General features: G+C 69.0%; 15 protein-coding genes. 6 read left to right on the top strand and 9 right to left on the bottom strand.

Annotated elements, in window-relative coordinates:
• Nucleotides 1-2: 2 nt before the first annotated feature.
• The gene (locus tag OG747_RS19115) at nucleotides 3-554 is read left to right on the top strand and encodes an amino-acid N-acetyltransferase (RefSeq protein WP_405880537.1); all 552 of its coding nucleotides are present in this window, start codon (nucleotides 3-5) and stop codon (nucleotides 552-554) included.
• 227 nt (nucleotides 555-781) lie between these two features.
• The gene (locus OG747_RS19110; RefSeq protein ID WP_405880536.1) at nucleotides 782-1,117 is read left to right on the top strand and encodes an Lsr2 family protein; all 336 of its coding nucleotides are present in this window, start codon (nucleotides 782-784) and stop codon (nucleotides 1,115-1,117) included.
• Between the two features lie 41 nt (nucleotides 1,118-1,158).
• Here OG747_RS19110 and OG747_RS19105 read toward each other — a convergent pair whose 3' ends face one another.
• On the bottom strand, nucleotides 1,159-1,764 hold the full coding sequence (locus OG747_RS19105; RefSeq protein ID WP_405880535.1) for an SCO3374 family protein: 606 nt from the start codon (nucleotides 1,762-1,764) through the stop codon (nucleotides 1,159-1,161).
• Between the two features lie 430 nt (nucleotides 1,765-2,194).
• Here OG747_RS19105 and OG747_RS19100 point away from each other — a divergent pair, with 430 nt between their 5' ends.
• Nucleotides 2,195-4,720, top strand: a complete 2,526-nt coding sequence (locus OG747_RS19100) for an ATP-dependent Clp protease ATP-binding subunit (protein ID WP_405880534.1) — start codon at nucleotides 2,195-2,197, stop codon at nucleotides 4,718-4,720.
• A gap of 95 nt (nucleotides 4,721-4,815) precedes the next feature.
• Here OG747_RS19100 and OG747_RS19095 read toward each other — a convergent pair whose 3' ends face one another.
• Both OG747_RS19095 and OG747_RS19090 read right to left on the bottom strand, forming a co-directional pair.
• Nucleotides 4,816-7,965, bottom strand: coding sequence for an NACHT domain-containing protein (locus OG747_RS19095; RefSeq protein WP_405880533.1), 3,150 nt, complete (start codon nucleotides 7,963-7,965; stop codon nucleotides 4,816-4,818).
• A gap of 42 nt (nucleotides 7,966-8,007) precedes the next feature.
• Nucleotides 8,008-8,172 carry a hypothetical protein gene (locus OG747_RS19090; protein WP_405880532.1) on the bottom strand — a complete coding sequence of 55 codons (165 nt, stop codon included), beginning with the start codon at nucleotides 8,170-8,172 and terminating at the stop codon, nucleotides 8,008-8,010.
• A gap of 469 nt (nucleotides 8,173-8,641) precedes the next feature.
• Between OG747_RS19090 and OG747_RS19085 the strand changes: the two genes are divergently transcribed.
• Nucleotides 8,642-9,241: a M23 family metallopeptidase gene (locus tag OG747_RS19085; protein ID WP_405880531.1), complete on the top strand. Its 600-nt coding sequence runs from the start codon at nucleotides 8,642-8,644 to the stop codon at nucleotides 9,239-9,241.
• Between the two features lie 24 nt (nucleotides 9,242-9,265).
• Here OG747_RS19085 and OG747_RS19080 read toward each other — a convergent pair whose 3' ends face one another.
• The gene (locus tag OG747_RS19080; RefSeq protein ID WP_405880530.1) at nucleotides 9,266-9,862 is read right to left on the bottom strand and encodes a TetR/AcrR family transcriptional regulator; all 597 of its coding nucleotides are present in this window, start codon (nucleotides 9,860-9,862) and stop codon (nucleotides 9,266-9,268) included.
• Between the two features lie 157 nt (nucleotides 9,863-10,019).
• Between OG747_RS19080 and OG747_RS19075 the strand changes: the two genes are divergently transcribed.
• Complete coding sequence (locus tag OG747_RS19075; RefSeq protein WP_405880529.1) at nucleotides 10,020-11,675, top strand: MDR family MFS transporter; 1,656 nt, start codon at nucleotides 10,020-10,022, stop codon at nucleotides 11,673-11,675.
• Nucleotides 11,676-12,005: 330 nt separating this feature from the next.
• Here OG747_RS19075 and cseC read toward each other — a convergent pair whose 3' ends face one another.
• From cseC to OG747_RS19050, 5 genes are all read right to left on the bottom strand, one after another.
• The gene (gene cseC, locus OG747_RS19070; protein ID WP_405885600.1) at nucleotides 12,006-13,256 is read right to left on the bottom strand and encodes a two-component system sensor histidine kinase CseC; all 1,251 of its coding nucleotides are present in this window, start codon (nucleotides 13,254-13,256) and stop codon (nucleotides 12,006-12,008) included.
• Nucleotides 13,257-13,510: 254 nt separating this feature from the next.
• Nucleotides 13,511-14,215 (bottom strand): two-component system response regulator CseB, encoded by a 705-nt coding sequence (gene cseB / locus OG747_RS19065; protein ID WP_405880528.1) that lies wholly within the window; start codon nucleotides 14,213-14,215, stop codon nucleotides 13,511-13,513.
• A 19-nt stretch (nucleotides 14,216-14,234) separates the two neighbouring features.
• Entirely contained in the window at nucleotides 14,235-14,945 is a 711-nt protein-coding gene (locus OG747_RS19060; protein ID WP_405880527.1) for a hypothetical protein, read from the bottom strand.
• Nucleotides 14,933-15,484 carry a SigE family RNA polymerase sigma factor gene (locus OG747_RS19055; RefSeq protein WP_405880526.1) on the bottom strand — a complete coding sequence of 184 codons (552 nt, stop codon included), beginning with the start codon at nucleotides 15,482-15,484 and terminating at the stop codon, nucleotides 14,933-14,935. Before OG747_RS19055 ends, OG747_RS19060 begins: the two co-directional genes overlap by 13 nt.
• Before the next feature lie 268 nt (nucleotides 15,485-15,752).
• Complete coding sequence (locus OG747_RS19050; protein ID WP_405880525.1) at nucleotides 15,753-16,676, bottom strand: A/G-specific adenine glycosylase; 924 nt, start codon at nucleotides 16,674-16,676, stop codon at nucleotides 15,753-15,755.
• Between the two features lie 359 nt (nucleotides 16,677-17,035).
• Here OG747_RS19050 and OG747_RS19045 point away from each other — a divergent pair, with 359 nt between their 5' ends.
• Complete coding sequence (locus OG747_RS19045; protein WP_405880524.1) at nucleotides 17,036-17,851, top strand: hypothetical protein; 816 nt, start codon at nucleotides 17,036-17,038, stop codon at nucleotides 17,849-17,851.
• The last annotated feature ends 29 nt before the right edge of the window (nucleotides 17,852-17,880 follow it).

Genomic DNA, 17,880 nt, shown 5'->3' with positions numbered 1-17,880 from the left:
CCATGCCAGCAGAGCATCCAGCACCGCGTCCCGAAGACACCGCAAAAGCCGTCACCGTCCGGCGGGCCAGGACCGGTGATGTCCCGGCCGTGCGTCGCCTCCTCGACGCGAACGTCCGCCGCGGCATCCTGCTCGACAAAGCGACCGTGACGCTTTACGAGGACATCCAGGAGTTCTGGGTCGCGGAACGCGACGCCGGCTCAAGTACTGAGGTGGTCGGCTGCGGTGCGCTGCATGTGATGTGGGAAGACCTCGCGGAAGTCCGCACTCTCGCGGTGAACCCCGCGGTCAAGGGCGTCGGCGTCGGTCACCAGTTGCTGGAGAAGTTGCTGCAGACCGCCCGCTGGCTCGGTGTTCGCCGGGTTTTCTGTCTGACCTTCGAAGTGGACTTCTTCGCGAAGCACGGCTTCGTGGAGATCGGTGAGACGCCCGTGGACACCGATGTCTACGCCGAGCTGCTGCGTTCCTATGACGAGGGCGTGGCGGAGTTCCTCGGTCTCGAACGAGTGAAACCGAACACCTTGGGCAACAGCCGGATGCTTCTGCATCTGTGATCGCCGGCGACTATTCCGCCGGATCGCCTTGCCCGCGCGCCCTATGTCCGAAACGCGTACGTTTCCGGTCTTCCAGCGGCCCCCGAGTCTCACCCAGGGGTTTGTGTTTTTCCAGCAAAAGCGGTTTGCTTTCCGACGTACTGCAGTACTGCATATAACAGGGGACGTGAAACAGCGGCGGACGCCGCAGGCCCTCGGCCCTCAAGTTATCGACGAAAGGAAATCCGGTGGCACAGAAGGTTCAGGTCCTTCTTGTCGACGACCTCGACGGTGGCGAGGCGGACGAGACCGTGACGTTCGCGCTGGACGGCAAGACGTACGAAATCGATCTCACGACCTCCAATGCGGACAAGCTCCGTGGCCTTCTCGAGGCCTACGTGAAGGGTGGTCGTCGTACCGGAGGCCGCGCTTCTGGCGGGCGTGGAAAGGTGCGAGTCTCTTCCGGTGGCGGCCAGGACACCGCGCAGATCCGCGCGTGGGCGAAGGAGAACGGTTACGAGGTCAACGACCGTGGCCGAGTTCCGGCGTCCATTCGCGAGGCCTACGAGAAGGCGAACGGCTGAGGCGAGGCCCACGGCCGGACCGAGGTCTACGAGATCGAGGTCTACGAGTAGGCCAACGGCTGGGCGCATGCGCGCCGCAGCCGGACCCGGTGGCACTGCGTCGCCATCGTGTCCACGAGTCGTACCAGATCGGGGGCGCCCCCATCGCCCCCCACGGCCGACAGAGTCGGCAGCGAGGATTCCACCTCGCACCCCGGCTCAGGGGGCCGCAGCCAGACGGCGGCCCCCTGTGGACCGGCCCCTTCCACCGCGCTGAGCGGCCCTTCGGGCACCCCGGGTGGTAGCGGAGCCCCGATGCTTCCGTCCGCGCCGATCGCCGTGAGGTCGAGCGCGAGAGTGCCCCACTCCAGCCAGTCGAGCAGCCCTGGCAGCTCCTCCGCGCTCCCCGCGGCCACCAGTAGCCGCAGTCGCATCCGCGTCCCCGCCCCGTACAACGCCACGGGAGACGCCGGGCCCAGATGCCGCAGCGCCGCGAACCCCGCCTCCGCGGGGACGTCCAGGACATCGAAGCGCAGGCCCGTGGCCAGCCGTACCGGCGAGCCGGGCACTGTGGCCCAGCCCAGTTCGTTCTCGTACCACCGCCGCACAAGATCGCTCGGATCGCTCGAGTCGAGCGGATGGCGCGAAAGGGGGACAGTAGGAACCATGCCGGGAGCAACCGTGAGAAAGGCTCCAGAGTTACGCTGGGTGTTCCATCATGTGCGCAGAGTGCCGAAACTGGGGGCGCGCGGGGGCGATCGGTGGCGCAAGGATGTTCGCCCATAGCGGAGGGAACCGGTGCGCGCCGCATGGAGTGTCAGTCCGTACGGGTAAGACATCCCTAGTGGGAGGGGCGACACGCATGGCTCGGGCATCTCACGTTCGCCATCGGCGTACAGCTGGTGAGGGTATCTGCCTGGCCTGCGGGAACATCGTCTCGCACCATCAGGTTGGAGCATATGTCGGCGTTCGGGGTCAGGAGGCCAAGGACGGTGTCGGCAGTTGGAATGAGCGGTCCCCGCTTGCGGGACTAAGCTGCGGAAGGACAGCGAGGGGAGCGTCCCCTCACTGCCTGACCGCTCTGAGGAGCGATTAACGATGTTCGAGAGGTTCACCGACCGCGCGCGGCGGGTTGTCGTCCTGGCTCAGGAAGAAGCCCGGATGCTCAACCACAACTACATCGGCACCGAGCACATCCTCCTGGGCCTGATCCACGAGGGTGAGGGTGTCGCCGCTAAGGCCCTGGAGAGCCTCGGGATTTCGCTCGAGGCGGTCCGCCAGCAGGTGGAGGAGATCATCGGGCAGGGGCAGCAGGCCCCGTCCGGGCACATCCCCTTCACCCCCCGTGCCAAGAAGGTCCTGGAGCTGTCGCTCCGCGAGGCCCTTCAGCTGGGCCACAACTACATCGGCACGGAGCACATCCTGCTCGGCCTGATCCGAGAGGGCGAGGGCGTCGCCGCCCAGGTCCTGGTCAAGCTGGGCGCAGACCTCAACCGGGTGCGGCAGCAGGTCATCCAGCTGCTCTCCGGCTACCAGGGCAAGGAGACCGCCACCGCAGGCGGTCCTGCCGAGGGCACCCCCTCCACGTCCCTGGTCCTCGATCAGTTCGGCCGGAATCTCACCCAGGCCGCTCGTGAGTCCAAGCTCGACCCGGTCATCGGGCGCGAGAAGGAGATCGAGCGGGTCATGCAGGTGCTGTCCCGCCGGACCAAGAACAACCCGGTACTCATCGGCGAGCCCGGCGTCGGCAAGACCGCCGTCGTCGAGGGCCTGGCGCAGGCCATCGTCAAGGGCGAGGTGCCCGAGACCCTCAAGGACAAGCACCTCTACACCCTGGACCTGGGCGCGCTGGTCGCCGGTTCCCGCTACCGCGGTGACTTCGAGGAACGCCTGAAGAAGGTCCTCAAGGAGATCCGCACCCGCGGCGACATCATCCTGTTCATCGACGAGCTGCACACGCTCGTGGGTGCGGGTGCCGCCGAGGGCGCCATCGACGCGGCTTCGATCCTGAAGCCGATGCTGGCCCGCGGTGAGCTCCAGACCATCGGTGCGACGACTCTGGACGAGTACCGCAAGCACCTCGAGAAGGACGCGGCCCTCGAGCGCCGCTTCCAGCCGATCCAGGTGGCGGAGCCTTCCCTCCCCCACACGATCGAGATCCTCAAGGGCCTGCGCGACCGCTACGAGGCACACCACCGCGTCTCCATCACGGACGAGGCACTGGTTCAGGCCGCCACCCTGGCCGACCGGTACATCTCGGACCGCTTCCTGCCGGACAAGGCGATCGACCTGATCGACGAGGCCGGTTCCCGGATGCGCATCCGCCGGATGACCGCGCCGCCGGACCTCCGCGAGTTCGACGAGAAGATCGCGGGCGTTCGCCGCGACAAGGAGTCGGCCATCGACTCCCAGGACTTCGAGAAGGCGGCCTCTCTCCGCGACAAGGAGAAGCAGCTGCTGGGGGCGAAGGCCAAGCGGGAGAAGGAGTGGAAGGCCGGCGACATGGACGTCGTCGCCGAGGTCGACGGCGAGCTGATCGCCGAGGTCCTCGCGACCGCGACCGGCATCCCGGTCTTCAAGCTGACCGAGGAGGAGTCGAGCCGCCTGCTGCGCATGGAGGACGAGCTCCACAAGCGGGTCATCGGTCAGAAGGACGCCGTCAAGGCGCTCTCGAAGGCGATCCGTCGTACGCGAGCCGGTCTGAAGGACCCGAAGCGTCCGGGTGGTTCGTTCATCTTCGCGGGCCCGTCCGGTGTCGGTAAGACGGAGCTGTCCAAGGCCCTCGCCGAGTTCCTCTTCGGTGACGAGGACGCGCTGATCTCCCTCGACATGTCGGAGTTCAGCGAGAAGCACACGGTGTCGCGTCTCTTCGGTTCGCCCCCCGGATACGTGGGCTACGAAGAGGGCGGCCAGCTGACGGAGAAGGTGCGGCGCAAGCCGTTCTCGGTGGTCCTCTTCGACGAGGTCGAGAAGGCCCACCCGGACATCTTCAACTCGCTGCTGCAGATCCTGGAGGACGGTCGCCTGACCGACTCCCAGGGCCGGGTCGTGGACTTCAAGAACACGGTCATCATCATGACGACCAACCTCGGCACGCGTGACATCTCGAAGGGCTTCAACCTCGGCTTCGCGGCCACGGGTGACACGAAGTCGAACTACGAGCGCATGAAGAACAAGGTGTCGGACGAGCTCAAGCAGCACTTCCGTCCCGAGTTCCTCAACCGCGTCGACGACGTGGTCGTCTTCCCGCAGCTGACGCAGGAGGACATCCTCAAGATCGTCGACCTGATGATCGGCAAGGTGGACGAGCGCCTCAAGGACCGGGACATGGGCCTCGAGCTCTCCCAGTCCGCCAAGGAGCTGCTGTCCAAGAAGGGTTACGACCCCGTCCTGGGCGCGCGGCCGCTGCGTCGCACGATCCAGCGCGAGATCGAGGACACGCTCTCGGAGAAGATCCTCTTCGGCGAGCTGCGCCCCGGTCACATCGTGGTCGTCGACACGGAGGGCGAGGGCGACACCAAGACCTTCACCTTCCGGGGTGAGGAGAAGTCGGCGCTGCCCGACGTCCCGCCGATCGAGCAGGCCGCGGGTGGGGCAGGGCCCAACCTGAGCAAGGAGGCGTAAGCGCTCGGCGCTCGCCTTGAACGAAGGGGCTGCCCCGGGACTTCGGTCCCGGGGCAGCCCCTTTTTGCGTCTCTTCCGGCTGTGCCCCTTCCGGCTCACACCACGGTGTCGGTTTTCTCGATGACGGGCGCGTCCGGGAAGAACGACAGGAGATGCTCCGGTACGTCGGTCACCTCCGGCGCGAGATGGAGCTCGACCGTACGCAGGCTCGGAAAGAGAGCCGGGACTTTCGAGAGGTCCTCGTTCCCTGTGAACTTGTTGAGCTTCAGGCGCCTGATGTTCGGCAGTACCGGACCCGCGTGCCATCCGGTGGCATTCCAGTCGACGCGCAGTTCTTCGAGAGCGGGAAGCCGGGCGATCTCCTCGAAGTCCTCGGGCGTCAGCTTTTCGGGGAGCTTGGCGAGACTCAGCTGCTTCAGCGCCCGCATATGACTCAGCCCCCGCAATCCGGTGAATCGCAGCGCGTTCCTGGTGAACCGCAGATACTCCAGCGGCAGATCCCGGGGGAGGGCAGCGTCGAGGGAGGCACCGTGCAGCGGAAAGCCGATGTCGAGCAGGCGCAGGGTGTTCGATGCCGAGAGCGGCGCCAGGGAATCCGGCTTCTCGAGTCCGGGCAGCGAATCCAACGAAAGCCATCGCAAGGGCAGCTCGGCGAGTGGGGTGAGGTCGTCCACGTAGGGACTGCCACCGCTGATGTCGAGCCAGGTGATGCGCCGCTGGTCCGACAGGAAGCGCAGATCGCGCAGCACGCGATTGTCGCGTAGGACGAGTTCGCGCACCTGGTCCGGCAGCAGGCCGGCGCGGATGTCGGCGGAGTCGAAGTCCCCGATGAGCTGGATCATGGGGCGGCCGCCGAGGTCGCGCAGGGCCCGCAGATGCTCGGCCGAGTGCGCGGTGAAGTACAGGTCCTCCGGACGCAGGTGGGAGATGACCTCGGCCGTGTACCGGGCCGTGTCGAACCGGTGTGCCGTCCAGGTGAGTTGGGCCCGCACGGACAGTGACCGGTGCGAGCGGAAGCGCGCCAGGACCGGGAGGGCGGCTTCCGTGCCCACCATCGACGCGGTGATCACCACGGCCCGGGCTTCGGCGTCGGAGAGCCCCTCCGGACCGGGCAGCAGTTCCAGCACGAGGGGACCGGCCTCGGCGAGGGCGCGGGCCTCCTCCGTCGTATGCGGCGGGATGAGTGAGCCCGCGTTCTTCTCGACGGCCTCCCGCACCCGGGGGTCGAGTTCCGTGGCGTGTTCCAGGGCGGCCAGGGCGAGGAGCCGTACGCGCGTACTGGCCGCGCCGCCGGTTTGCTCGGCCGAGGCGGTCAAGTCGCCGAGGAGTTGGGCCCGTTCGCGGGGTCGGGCATGTGTCACGGCCATCCGGATCACATCGGCCCACTGCTCGTCGACGGCATTGCGCACCAGCAGCCCGAAGTCCCCGTCCTCCACCGCCGCCCGCGCGCCCAGGTAGTCCTGGAAGGTGCGGTGGACGAACTCCACGGTGCCGAGGACGGGTTCGCGGAGCAGGCCGCTGCGGAGGAGGAGGTGGCGCAGGATCGCCGGGGCGTCGCCCTGCGCGGCGGCGGACGGGAGGGACGGCAGGATGTCGGCGACGATGCGCTCGGCGCGGTCGCGGTCCATCTCGGACTGGTTGTTGCGGATGAGCCAGTAGGCGAGGCGCTGGAGGAGCTGGACCTGAGGGAGTTCGGTGAGGTGGATGCCGCCCTGGCCGTGGTCGCTGTGGCTGTCGCCTGCGAACATGTCGCGTTCCTCGTCGCGGCGCGACAGCAGCAGGGACAGGGCGGCGTCGTACAACTCCTGGCGCCCGTGCGGCAGATAGCCGCGCCGGTCGCGGTGGAGTGCGCAGATCAGACCGCACATCAGCGGGTTGGTGGCGAGCCGGCCGAGGTCGGGCTTGGTTCCCACGGCGTCGAGGAGGGTGCGTTCGTAGCCGTCGAGGCGGTCGGTGTCCGGGGCGTCGAGCCGGGCCGCGGTGTGCCAGCGGCGGATGAAGGCGGTGACGTCGTCGCGGCTCATGGGGGTGAGGGCGAGTTCGGTGAAGCCGTCGGGGGTGAGCCAGTCCTCGCGCACGGCCGAGGGGCGGGAGGTCACCAGCCACTGGCTGCCGGGATAGACGTCCAGCAGCTCGCGCAGCCAGCGGCGGGTCCGCTCGCGGTCGCGTTCGGGGATCTCGTCGATGCCGTCGACGAGGAGCAGCCCGCGCCCGGCGCCCAGAACGCGGTCGCTCCAGCCGTCGGGCTGGGTGGCGTGGAAGGGCACGCGGGCGGCGGCGAGGAAGCCGTCGGGCGCCGGGAGCCCGTCGGGGCGGCGGACGAGGGTGCGCAGGGGCAGTACGAACGGGATCCGGTCGCCGCGCTCGCCCCGGGCCGTGGTCACGGCCAGCCACTGCACCAGGGTGGTCTTGCCGGACCCGGCCACTCCGCGCAGCAGCACCAGGTCCTGGTCGGCCAGCGCCTGTTCGGCGGGGAGCATGCTGCCGGCCGCCGCGATGTGCGTCCCGCTCGGACCGGCACCTTCCGCGTCCTCCGCGGCGCGCACGGCCTGGAGGCTGAGGTAGGCGGCGTCGAGGGGCCAGCGCTCGGGGGAGTTGACGAGGTCGATGCCGTAGATGGTGAGCCGGCTGTGCTTGGTGGCGACGTACGCGAGATACCGCTGCTCGAAGGCGGGATCCGTGCCGCCGGGCGGCGGTGTCCGCGCGATCAACGCGTCCACCTTGGCGATGAGCTCGCTCTGCTTCCTGCTCTGCTCCACCAGCGTGCGGGCGACAAAGGCCGAGCGCTGGGTGAAGAAGTGCAGGATGTGCAGGCAGGCCGCGCTCAGGAGCCGCTCGTAGAGCAGGGTCGCGTCGAAGGAGAGGTCCCGCTCGGGGTTGCCGCTCGCGGCACGCAGTCGCAGGGCGAGCGCCTCGTGACCGAGTTCCACGGCCTGTACGTCGGTCATGGCGAGGTCGCCGAGGGCGTGCAGGCTGCCCGCGAGGGCGTGTACGACGGCCTGCTCCTCGCCGGCGGCCGGCGAGCGTTCCCCGGTCCGCAGGGCGCGCGCGACCAACTCGGCGGCGAGCTTGGCCAGTTCCTTCTCGCCGAGGGTGCGTCGCTCTCCCCTGAAGGAGACGAACCCCGAGATCCGCACCGGCTTCTCGACCAGTCCGGCGCCCGGTCCGTTCGCCACGAAGAGCTTCTTTACGAGCGGCGCGACCACGCTCGAGGCCACCTTGGCGCCGATGGCTGCTGGTTCCATGTCGCTCCCCCGGACGGCACGGTGATGACTGCTCCAGTCAGCCTAGGCGGTGTCGGGGGTCCGGGGTGCCGGAGTCGGGAGCGGGGTTGCCGAGAAGATCGTCTCCGGGGCAGCGCACGAACAGCGCCGACCGGTGGTCCACCGCTCCGAGAGCTCATGAGCCGCCGCCGACGCGGCCGCCGAGGCCGCCGACAGATCCGTACGCACGGCCGCTCCTCGCCGCTGTCCGTCAGGGCCGGAGTGGCAGCGCGCATGCGGTCGCGAGGGAACTGCACGGTCTCGTGACACTCCCTTGCGGTGACATGACGCACAGGCGATTTGTCCGTTACTAGGGCGAATAGTGGAAAGCGGCGAAAGGGCAAAAGGGACGTAACGGTGCGGAACCCCCAGGGGGTGTGCGGGGCCGGGATGGCGGTTCGGTGAGGGCTGTACCGCGCTGGAATGCAACGCCTGGAAGTGGGGTTAAACGTCCCCACCCCGAAAAATCGGGCATATTCCCTACGGGATGGTGCATCTGTCAAGAAGGTGGAATTTTTCGTGTGAAGTACGACCTGGCGTCGTAGATGAGGACTTTGTGGGTCTGCCAGGACTCGGGTTACCAAGGGATGGCCCACCCGGCGACAGCTTGTGCACCGGGTGGACTTGACCCCCCGTTCCCGGCCCCGCGAGGTTCCGAATGTCGAAGCGCGTCACGTCCCGCCACTCCCGTATGTCCCTGCTCCGTACCCGGACCACCGTCCTGGCCGTCGGAGTGAGCGCCTCGGTCGTACTGGGCGCCGGGGTCGCGGCCGCCGCCGGCACCACCACCGCGACGGTCCAGCGGACCGCCGTGCAGACGGCTGCCGCCAAGACGGCCGCCTCCTGGGTCGACCCGGTGAAGACGTACACGCTCTCCGCCGGCTTCAACCAGGCCGGCAACCTGTGGCAGCACAACCACTCCGGGCAGGACTTCGCCGTGCCCACCGGCACCGAGGTCGTCGCCGCGCACGGCGGCACCGTCGTCAAGGCCGGCGGCAACGGCGGCGGTGACGGTCCCGCGTACGGCAACGCCATCGTCATCAAGCACGGCAACGGGACCTACTCGCAGTACGCCCACCTGTCCCGGATCGACGTGCAGATAGGGCAGGTCGTCGCGACCGGCCAGCACATCGCGCTGTCCGGCAACACCGGCAACACCACCGGCCCGCACCTGCACTTCGAGATCCGTACGACCCCGAACTACGGCTCCGCCGTGGACCCGGTCGCCTTCCTGCACTCCAAGGGCGTCACCGTCTGATCTGCGCTACGCGTCTGATCTGCGCTACGCGGCGGTGCCACCGTGTGCCTGCGTCACCAAGTCGACGGCGACCTCCAGGACGGCCTTGCGCTTCTCCTCGGGGTCGCCTTCGACGTCTCTGAGGGCGAACATCCCGGCGTGCATCGAGAAGAGTGCGGTGATGCAGCGGACCTGGTCGATCAGCGGCGCGTCCGGCTCCTTGATGATCTGTACGAGGCTGAGTATGCGGTCCTTGAACGTCTCGCCGATGCTCAGCTCCCGCACCGTCGCCTGGTTCTCCTGCATGAAGCGGAAGAGCGGCGCCGCGCCGCTGAGGGCCTCGCTGTAGCGGCGCAGTACCTCTTGCTTGGTCTCCAGGGTCCTCGGCTGCTGTCTGCCCCACTCCACCAGCTCGTCGAGCGGCCTCGTCAGATCCTCGAAGATGCCGATGAGGATCTCTTCCTTGGTCTTGAAGTGGTAGTAGAGCGCCGCCTTGGTGACGTCCAGGTGCTCGGCGATCTCGCGCAGCGAGGTCTTCTCGTAGCCGCGTTCGGAGAAGAGTTCGAGGGCCACGTCCTGGATGCGCTGGCGGGTGTCCCCGCGGCGCTGTCGCTTGGTGCCGTCTATGGTGTCGCCGCCCATCCTTGTACTCCTCGTACTCCTTGAAACGCGCGTATCGCCCAAATGGCAAATCCGGGAAAACCTACTTGACGCCCGGCTAGTTACGGGTCTACTTTCCCTCAGTGTAGTCAACTTGCCGGGCGGCAAGTAAGTAGCAGGACCCAGGGGAGTGGGAACGATGGCGGACAACAAGGAAGCGGTCATAGAGACCGAGAAACAGCCACGCAGCGTACGCGTCGTGCTGCTCGCGCTCATGATCACCATGATGCTGGCGATGCTCGACAACATGATCGTGGGCACGGCGATGCCCACGATCGTGGGCGAGCTCGGCGGACTCGAACACCTGTCGTGGGTCGTCACGGCGTACACGCTCGCGACCGCCGCCTCCACCCCCATCTGGGGCAAGCTCGGCGACATGTACGGGCGCAAGGGCGCCTTCATGACCTCGATCGTGATCTTCCTGGCCGGCTCCGCGCTCAGCGGCATGGCCCAGGACATGGGTCAGCTCATCGGCTTCCGCGCCGTTCAGGGCCTTGGCGCCGGTGGTCTGATGGTCGGCGTCATGGCGATCATCGGTGACCTGATTCCGCCGCGGGAGCGCGGCAAGTACCAGGGCATGATGGCCGGCATCATGGCCCTCGCCATGATCGGCGGACCGCTCATCGGCGGCACCATCACCGACCACTGGGGCTGGCGCTGGTCCTTCTACATCAACCTGCCGCTCGGTGTCGTCGCGCTCCTCGCCATCAGCGCCGTACTGCACCTGCCGAAGAAGCGGGTCCAGGCGAAGATCGACTACCTCGGTGCCGGACTGCTGGCCCTGGGCATCTCGTCCATCGTGCTCGTCACCACCTGGGGCGGCAGCCAGTACGCGTGGGGCTCCGCGCGGATCATGGAGCTCATCGGCATCGGAGTCGCCGCGCTCGTCGGCTTCGTCTTCGTGCAGACCAAGGCCACCGCGCCGATCATGCCGCTGCACATCTTCCGCAGCCGCAACTTCACGCTGATGTCGATCATCGGCTTCATCACCGGCTTCGTGATGTTCGGCGCCACGCTCTTCCTGCCGCTGTACCAGCAGTCCGTGCAGGGCGCGTCCGCGACCAACTCCGGGCTGCTCCTGCTGCCGATGCTCGGCGCGATGCTGGTCACCTCGATGGTCGCCGGGCGGGTCACCACCGGCACCGGGCGCTACAAGGCCTTCCCGATCGTCGGCAGCATCCTCATGGCGGTCGGTCTGTTCCTGCTCGCCCAGATGGACACCGCTACGACCCGGTTCACCTCCGGGCTGTACATGGCTGTGCTCGGCCTCGGCATGGGCTGCCTGATGCAGATCACCATGCTGGTCGCGCAGAACAGCGTCGAGATGAAGGACATGGGCGTCGCGTCCTCGTCCACCACCCTCTTCCGTACGCTCGGCTCGTCCTTCGGCGTCGCGATCATGGGTGCGCTGTTCAACCACCGCGTCCAGAACGTGATGGCCGAGCGGGCCGGGGCGCTGGGGTCCAAGGTCACCGAGCAGTCGGCGCAGCTGGACGCCGCCAGCCTGGCCAAACTGCCGGCCGCCGCGCGTGAGGCCTACCAGTACGCGGTGTCCTCCGGTACGCACTCCGCGTTCCTGCTGGGAGCGGTGGTGTCCCTGGTCGCGCTGGTGGCCGCGGTGTTCGTGAAGGAGGTTCCGCTGCGGGGGGCGGGAGCGGGGGCGCCGAAGCCGGCCGAGGCCGGGGCCGAAGCTGGGGTCGAGGCCGGGGTCGAGGCCGGGGCCGAGGCCGAGGCCGCGGTGAGCGACTCGGCCCAGAAGGAAGCCCAGAAAGAAACCGTGGCTGAGAACGCCTGACCTGGTTCGACCCGAGCTCGATCTGACCGAGCTCGATCTGACCGCGCTTGATCTGACCGCGCTTGATCTGACCGCGCTTGATCTGAAGGCCCCCGGCGTGTCCGCCCCGGGGGCCTTCTCTTGTACGGGGCTGGGGGCGGCTGTACGGGCCTGGGGGCGGTCCGGGTTTTTCGCCCCCGCCGCCTCAAACGCCGGACGGGCTGAATGACGCGGGCCGAGGTGAGGCCTTCAGGGGCGCGGGGAACTGCGCGGCCAGCCCCCACCACCCGCAGCCAAACCGGGAACTGCGTGGCCAACCCCGCCCACCCCGAGCCGAGGACCCCCGGGGGGCTATGTCAGCAGTATCGGGTAGCTGCCCGTGTTCGTCGGTGCGTGTTCCGGTAGCCACAGGACCGCGACCGCGCCCTCCGCGGGCACGTCCTCCGGCGCTCCTGCAGGGCGGACGTTGCGGAAGGTCAGCCGGGCGCCGAGCACCCGGGCCTGGCCCGCCGCGATGGTGAGGCCCAGGCCGTGACCGTGGCCGGAGCGGTCGCTGCTGCCGGTGCGAAAGCGGCTGGGGCCCTCGGCGAGGAGCTCCTCGGGGAAGCCGGGACCGTGGTCGCGGACGCGGATGACGCGGCCCTCGACCGAGACCTGGATCGGGGGCTTGCCGTGCCGCGCCGCGTTGGCGAGCAGGTTGAACAGGACGCGTTCCAGGCGGCGCGGGTCCGTGGTGACCTCGGACTCGTGGATCACGCGTATGTCGACGTCCGGGTCCTTGGCGGCCACGCGCCGCGCCACGAACTCGCCGAGCAGGATGTCCTGCAACTCGGCCCGCTCGGACGCGCCGTCCAGCCGCGCCACCTCGAGGACGTCCTCGACGAGGGTGCGCATGGCCTGGACACGGTCGCGGACGAGTTCCGTGGGTCGGCCCGGCGGAAGCAGTTCCGCCGCTGTCAGCAAGCCGGTCACCGGCGTGCGCAGTTCGTGTGCGATGTCGGCGGTCACCCGGCGCTCGGCCTCGATGCGCTGCTGGAGCGCGTCCGCCATGGCGTCCACCGCCCGTGCGAGGTCGTCGGTCTCGTCGCGCACGACCCCGCCGATCGCGTCCCGTACCCGTACGTCCGTCTCGCCCATGGCCACCTGGTTCGCCGCGGCGGCGGCCTTGCGCAGCCGGCGCGAGAGCTGGCCGCCGATCAGTACGCCCAGTGCGCTGCCACCGAAGACGACCGCGATCGAGCCGATGATCAGCGCCTGGTCGAGATCCTTCATGACGTCGGTGTTGCGGTCCGTGAAACCCCTGTGGAGCGACAGGACGCGGCCGTCCTTGAGGGGGACGGCCGCCCAGATGTCCGGGACCCCGTTAGGGCGGTCGGACACATAGGTGGCCCGCCGCCCCTGCGCGACCTTCGCCAGCAGGTCCCTGGGGATGTTCGGGTCGTCGACCTTGACCCCGAAGGCCTGCGCGCGGCCGGACTCGTACATGCGCTCGGCGACCTGGATGCGTTCGTCCGCCAGATCGCGCGAGTTGTCGAGCATCGAGACGCGTGCCGCGTTGTGCACGACGAGGCTCAGGGCGACCGCCACCAGCGCGCCGACCATGGCGATCGCCGCGCTGAGCTTCCACCGGATGCCGGTACGGATGCCGGTGTGGATGGCGGAGTGGATGCCGGTGTGCGCGGCGCCGGCTCGTCCACGTCGGTCGGCAGGTCCGCGTGGGTCGGCCGGCCTGCCCTGGGCGACAGGTGCGGCGCCCAGGTCGACGAGTGTGTCCCGCATGGCCGGTCTGTTCCGGTTGGCCGGGCCGCCGCCGCCCGCCGGGTTCCGGCGCTGAAATATCCCCCGCATACCCCTGCTCAGGCCTTCAACTTGTAGCCGAAGCCGCGGACCGTCTCGATCCGGTCCTGGCCGATCTTCGTCCGCAGCCGCTGGACGTGGACGTCGACGACGCGGGTGTCACCGCCCCAGCCGTAGTCCCATACGCGTTCGAGCAGCTTGTCGCGGCTCAGCACCGTACCCGGTGTGGAGGAGAACTCCAGCAGCAGCCGCATTTCGGTGGGCGTCAGCGCCACCGGCGTACCGCCCTTGTGGACCTCCATGCCCTCGGTGTCGATCTCCAGGTCGCCGAAGGAGAGCACCCCGCCGTCGACCGGTGAGGGGTCATCGGCGGCCCCGTTGGGACCGCTCGCGTGTCCGAAACGGCGCAGCACCGCGCGGATCCGGGCGACCAGGACGGCCCCGTCGAAGGGCTTGGTCACATAGTCGTCGGCGCCCGCCTCCAGGCCGAGCACGACGTCGATCGAGTCGGCGCGCGCGGACAGCATGATCACGGGCACGGTGGAATCGTCGCGGATGCGACGGCACAGGCTGACGCCGTCCAGGCCGGGGACCATCACGTCCAGGAGAGCGATGTCGGGGCGGTCGGCACGGAACGCCTCCAGGCCCGACAGCCCGTCGGGCATGGCCGTGACCGCGAAGCCGTCGCGCTCCAGAGCGAGCTGCGTGGCCTCGCGGATGACGTCGTCGTCCTCGACGAACAGGACATGGGTCTGCTCTGCCATCCGGCTGCTCCGTCTGTGTTCAGTTCGAGGGGGCGGGCGTGTCGACGCCGCCCACCGCGTTGCTGTACTCGTTATGCGTCCGGGACTCCTTGGTGAAGTGGGTCGCGGTCCACTGGTAGGTGATCACATCTTCGCTGGAGGGGTACTCCACCGGGTCGCCCTCCTTGTACAACTGCTGGGTGATCACCAGATCGCCCCGGTCGATCTCCGCGTAGACCGGCGGCTCCTCGGTCTTGAAGACGTTTTCGTACCTGCCGCTTTGCTCTCGGTACACGTACGAGCCGATCCCGACGGCGTCCCCGCAGGTCATGACGTTGACCACGACGTCGTCGGTGGCCCCTCCGGTCAGATCCCCGTACGACACGTCGACCGGGTACTCGTCGGCGACGCACGGTTTCGTCAGGACGCTCTTGACCGAGTCGCTGACCTCCGGGTCGTCCTTGACGAGCTTGACCGCGTCCACGCGCCGGGGCTTCCTGGTCCTGGAGGCGGAGGGCGAGGGCGTCGTGGCCCCTTTCGCCGCCATCTCACCGCCCGCCGGGCCCGCGACGCGGGCCGAGGGGGGCGTAGCTCCCTTCGCCGCCGCCTCACTGCCCGCCGGGCCCTCGTCGCGGGCGCCCGTGCCGCCCGTGGCGCAGGCGCTCAGGAAAAGGCCGATGGCGGCGAGCACGGCCGCCGCCGCACTCCCCGCCTTCAGGACCTGCCTGGCCCGAGTTCCTAGGCCGCGCAACGCTCCCGCTCCTTATTCGCTTCGAGCGCGCGTGCGCCGCGCTCCTCGTAGTCCCGGCTCTCCAGCTCCTCGCGGAGCCGGGCCAGGGCCCGGTGCAGTGTGCTCTTGACCGTTCCGGCCGACATGCCGAGGGCGGCGGCCGTCTCCTCCGTGGACATCTGCTCCCAGTGTCGCAGCACCACGACACTGCGTTGCTTGGGAGCGAGAACTTTCATGATGTCCATAAGAAGCGCCCGGTCCGCGTGCTGTTCGGTGGAGTCGTCGACGCAGGCGTCCGGGAGCTGCTCGGTGGGAACCTCTTCGAGTTTTCGCGCCCGCCACCACTCGGTGCGCGTATTGATCATCACGCGGCGCAGGTACGCGTCGGCGAGCCGCTTGTCCGCGATGCCCTCCCAGCGGCCGTACGTCCGTACGAGCGCGGTCTGCAGCAGGTCCTGGGCGTCGACGAGGTCGGGGACCAGGCGACGGGCACTGCGCAGCAGCGCGTCCTGTCGGGTGCGGACGTACTCCTCGAATTCGAGCACCTCGCCGTGCGCCATGATCAACCGCCTCCATCCCCGTTTCCGACCGCCTGCTGTCGCCTGGCTGCCGGTTGTCCGTTGCCTGTGTCCCGCTGTCGTTCCGCTGTGTGTGCGGTACGGAAATGAAGCTACGGAGGGGTTGTCACGGGGGTGTCCGAGGCAGCCTGCGGTGAGGACTCGGCTGTACGTCGGTTGTGTAACGGACCTACGAGTGGGGTAAGGCGCTGTGGTGGCAAGTCCCGGTTGGGGTGGTTTTGCGGGGGCGGTGGGGGAGCGGGCGCCGTGACTAAGTCAAAGGCAGCCGATACAAACCACCCGGGAGCGGCTCCACGAGCCCATCGGCGACGAGCCCGTCGAGGGCGCGGGCCCGCTGCACGGGCTCGTTCCACACGCGATCGAGGACGGACTGCGGGACCGGTCCCTCGACGGACTCCCTGAGGACGGCGAGGAGTTTGCCGCGTACCTGGCGGTCCGTACCCGCGTACGTCTGTCCGCGCCGCGGCGGGCCGTCGTGCTCCGGCTTGCCCGCCAGCCGCCATGCGCACTGCGTCGCGATCGGACAGCGGTGGCAGGTCTCGTTCTTCGCGGTGCAGATCAGCGCGCCGAGTTCCATGGAGGCGGCGGCCCAGCGGGAGGCCGTGCCCTCGTTCTCGGGGAGGAGGGCACGGGCGAGCTTGCGCTCGGCGGCGGTGGTGGCGTTCGGGGGGTACTGCACGCCGGTGACGGCCCGCGCGAAGACTCGTCTGACGTTCGTGTCCAGTACGGCGTGCCGCTGCCCGTACGCGAACGAAGCGACCGCCGCGGCCGTGTACTCCCCGATGCCGGGCAGCGCGAGCAGTTGCGCGTGCTGCGTGGGTACGTCGCCGCCGTGCCGTTCCGTTATGGCGACCGCGGCGCCGTGCAGCCGGAGCGCGCGGCGGGGGTAGCCGAGGCGTCCCCAGGCGCGGACGGCCTCGCCCGGGGCCTCCTTGGCCAGGTCGGCGGGGCGGGGCCAGCGGGCCACCCACTGCTCGTACACGGGCAGGACGCGGCTCACCGGGGTCTGCTGCAACATGAACTCACTGACCATCACGCCCCAGGGGCCGGCATCGGGGCGGCGCCAGGGGAGGTCGCGGGCGTGCTCGTCGAACCAGGTGATCACTGGTTCGTGCAGGGTCTCGCCGGGGGCGTTGGGCTGGGGGCTGGGTGTGGGCATGGTGGGTGCAGTCATGGCGCTTCCGATCCTGCCACGTGGGGGTGAGCCTGTGCGGTTCCCCCGGGGCGCGGTGGGGCAACTTTTCGCCCCCGCCGTCCCTGCTCGTCCCTGCTCGTCCCATCCTGACTCGTCCCATCCTGTCCCGGGGGCTGCGCCCCGGACCCTGGGTGGGCCTTCCGCTGGGGGGCGGTGGGGGGCTCGTCGCGCCCACGCGGCGGAGCCGCACGGTGTCACAGCCCCGCGCCCCTGGAGGGGCGCTGCCCACCCCCCTGCGGCAACTCGGGCGCTCCACCGGGATGATGATCCGGAAAAGTTGATGCTCAGGGCGGCGGGTGGGGCAAGCACCGGCGCGGATCTCTCGTACAGTTTGCGCCGTGGGATCTCTGCGCAATCCGGTCGGGCCGCTTCCCTCCACCATCTACTGGCGTCGGAGGGGCGTTCTGCTGTCCCTGCTCGCCGTGTTGACGCTGCTGATCATCTGGATCGTCAGCAGCGGTGGCGGTGGCGGAGGCGGCAAGAAGACCGCGGACGGGTCCAACGGGAAGAACCCCGTGGGGACGATCACCCCTGGACCCTCCAGTTCCGGACCCGCGATCAGTCAACACCCGGGCGGACGCGACGAGTCCAGCCCCGGCACGGGCAGTAGCGGTAGCAGCGGCAGCGGCAGCGGTGGAGACGGTTCCGGGGGGTCCGGCAGCGGATCCACCGCGGGCAGCGGAGGCTCCGACGACGGTTCCAACGGAAACGGTGCCGGTTCCGCCGACCAGGTCCCGGCCGACTCCACCCTCCCCAACTGCACCGCAGGCGCGGTCAAGTTGACGCTGCGTAGCGTGCGCAACACGTACGCCCCCGGGGCCAAGCCCTCCATCGAGCTGATCGCGAAGAACTCCGCCGGCAGTGACTGCAAGGTCGATCTCGGCCCGAAGAGCGCCGTCCTGACGATCACTCAGGCCGGCAGCAACCAGAGTTTCTGGTCCTCCGCCGACTGCCCGAAGGACGCCGTCACTCTCTTCTTCCGCGTTCCGGCCGGCGGTCAGGTGACCTACACCGTCGACTGGGACCGTTCGGCCAGTGCTCCTCAGTGCGCGACGCCCCAGGCGGGCTCGGCGGCCGCGGGCACGTACCTGGTGGAGGCGAAGGCACCGGGGCTGACGAAGGCGACGACATCGTTCGTGCTCTCCCAGGACTGACGTGCTCTCCCAGGACCGGGGGGAGGAGG

The organism is Streptomyces sp. NBC_01384, from assembly GCF_045040035.1.
Lineage (GTDB): Bacteria > Actinomycetota > Actinomycetes > Streptomycetales > Streptomycetaceae > Streptomyces.
The sequence above is the reverse complement of the archived record's forward strand: the minus strand, read 5'-3'. Positions and strand labels throughout refer to the sequence as shown.